Genomic DNA, 2,301 nt, shown 5'->3' with positions numbered 1-2,301 from the left:
CCTCAGGCTCTCTTGACTATGCTGTATCGCTCGACGGACCGCCTCTGTCGTCGTGCGGTCCCATGAAGAACCTGGCCCATAGCGCATCCCTTGATTCGGAGGACAAGGATGCCCCATCAAAATCTGGGATCAAACATCTAGCCGCCCGCTCAAACATCCAGGCAGGTCACTGACTCTCAAGATCTGAGCGGTCGCGCAAGGAGCGCTAGCCATTCTTCAGCCACGACGTAGCCGCCGGATCGAATGCCGCAGACGATGGAAGTACTGGGAGACCGAATATCAGCGGAAACGGCTGTCGGAGAATCCACCGGATGCAGAATGCCGATGAGATCTCCCTGCTTCACTTCATCCATCATCGAGCAGCAAGGTTCGAAGATGCCCGGTCCAAGCGATCTCATTTCATCGGAGGGGCACTGTGTTTGAAGTGTCTGACTGAGCTTCCGTTGACGGAAGGTCGGATACTCGATTCTTCCCTCGATAAGTCCGAGCGAAACGAATGCGTTACGAACTCCAGCTTCGTAGATTGCGAGAGATTCAGAGCTGACATTGCCCCCTCCGAATTCAGCGCAAACAAATACCTTCCCCTGGTTTTGGACAAGGGTATCGAACATTCCAGCCGTACTTGGGTGATCCCACACTAAAGTCAACGGCAATTTGAACGCCTCCGCCATTCTCACCGTCCTGACCATGAGATCGGGATCTGCGATGGGATGCGTCGTGGTCGATGGTGGATATTCCCACGCCGGTCCGAAGCTGTGCAGATCAAACACGGTATCGGCCATCGGCAGCAAAACGCGCGAAACGGCATCCGCGATTCGTTCCGTTACCGAACCATTGGCATTGCCCGGAAACACTCGGTTGAGGTTCAATCCGTCAATCGGCGTATTGCGGCTAAATGCCTGCACCGCCGGCAGATTTAGTACGGGGACGATGATGACCTGTCCACAGGTTTGCGCTTCGGGCAGCCACTCGATAAGCCGTCGCGCGACAAGAGGCCCTTCCAGTTCATTGCCATGGCATCCGCCGGTGACAAGAAGACGCGGTCCAACGCCCTTATTGATACTGAAGACCGGGAGCGAGAGCTCTCCGCAGTCGGCACCTGCCGGGACAACGAGATGCCCTTTGCTCATGCCGGGTTTGTCGAGATCAAACGTAAGATGTGGCGCCTCGCTCATTTTTTAGCCTATTGTGATTATTCAGCGAATTGAAGCTGGGGTTTTGCGTATTTCCAACTTTTAATCCAAGCTACCTTCGATTCGCCAATATAATGTCGCGGACGCTACCATCCCGTTTTCAGATGGCCCGCGCCTACATGGGCCCGTCAGCAGAGGGGATGTCTCGGTCATTGCTGAAATTCTGCAGGGGCGGCGTTGGGAAGCTCCGCCGGCGCGACGAAGCGGCCGGCCAAGGTGAGAGGGCTTGTGAGATTGCGGCGCCGCCGAAGGATGCCAGTTGTGAGCGGAACCTGATTGCGCGGGCGGTCGGACAGGCTGCGTCTGCTTCCAGCCTTTTGGGGTGGGCCACAGGTTTGCGTGCCATCGCGTATGGCTCCCGAATGGGGATTCATCAGCGATGTGGCGCACCAGGCATGACCATGAGTTGCGGTCCAAAAGAACTCGGCGGCGCTTGTCCGCATCTATACCTAAATTACAGCTAAATTACGAGGCTGCTGCTGCCCCCATCTATCACGATCGTCGTACCATTGAGATATCTTGCGCGGTCGCCCACGATGATTCCAACCAACTCCGCTAGCTCATCAGCGGTTCCAATACGACCGAAGGGATTGGCACTGGCGACACGGTGAATGGCCGCATCTCGATTCAGGCCTTCATCACTATCAACGCCTCAATCCTCTTGTGGACTCTCCCGGTATCAAAATACCCAGGCGCGACAACATTCACGCGAGCGCCACCTCCCGAAAGCGTGTCATCAAGGTGCTTTGCTAAAACGGCTATTCCGGCGCGCATTACATTCGAAAGGAGTAGGTGGCTCGCGGCAGGAGAAGAGCAAACCACTTCTCGACGACATGCACGCCTGGTTGCTCCGCGAGCGCGACACCCTCTCGCGCTTCCGCGGTCCTGAAGCCAATCAACTACATGCTCATGCGCTGGGGCGACTTCGCCAGCTTCATCGACGACGGCAGAATCTGCCTCAGCAATAACGCGGCGGAAAGAGCGCTACGTGGCATTGCTCTGGGAAGGTGCAACTGGACCTTCGCCGGTTCCCAGCGTGGCGCCGCCGCCGTTATGCTTACCCTCATCACCACGGCACGCCTCAACGACGTCGACCCGAAAGCCTGGC

1 protein-coding gene and 1 pseudogene are annotated in these 2,301 nt (G+C 56.8%); one reads left to right on the top strand and one right to left on the bottom strand.

The genetic code is table 11. The features are described from left to right. Positions 1–176: 176 nt before the first annotated feature. A complete protein-coding gene (locus EOB59_RS34500) occupies positions 177–1,175 on the bottom strand; it encodes a succinylglutamate desuccinylase/aspartoacylase family protein (protein WP_127396987.1) in 999 nt (332 codons plus the stop codon). 818 nt (positions 1,176–1,993) lie between these two features. On the opposite strand from EOB59_RS34500, the pseudogene EOB59_RS34490 reads away from it, so the two are divergent. Beyond that, positions 1,994–2,301: pseudogene (locus EOB59_RS34490) on the top strand (transposase); the annotation flags it as partial.

Source organism: Mesorhizobium sp. M7A.F.Ca.MR.176.00.0.0 (genome assembly GCF_004023165.1).
Lineage (GTDB): Bacteria > Pseudomonadota > Alphaproteobacteria > Rhizobiales > Rhizobiaceae > Mesorhizobium.
This window is presented reverse-complemented; position numbering and strand designations above follow the sequence as displayed.

What these genes read in the sequence shown, in the direction of transcription:
- EOB59_RS34500 (WP_127396987.1), bottom strand. Translation starts at nt 1,175, where the DNA reads ATGAGCGAGGCGCCACATCTTACGTTTGATCTCGACAAACCCGGCATG.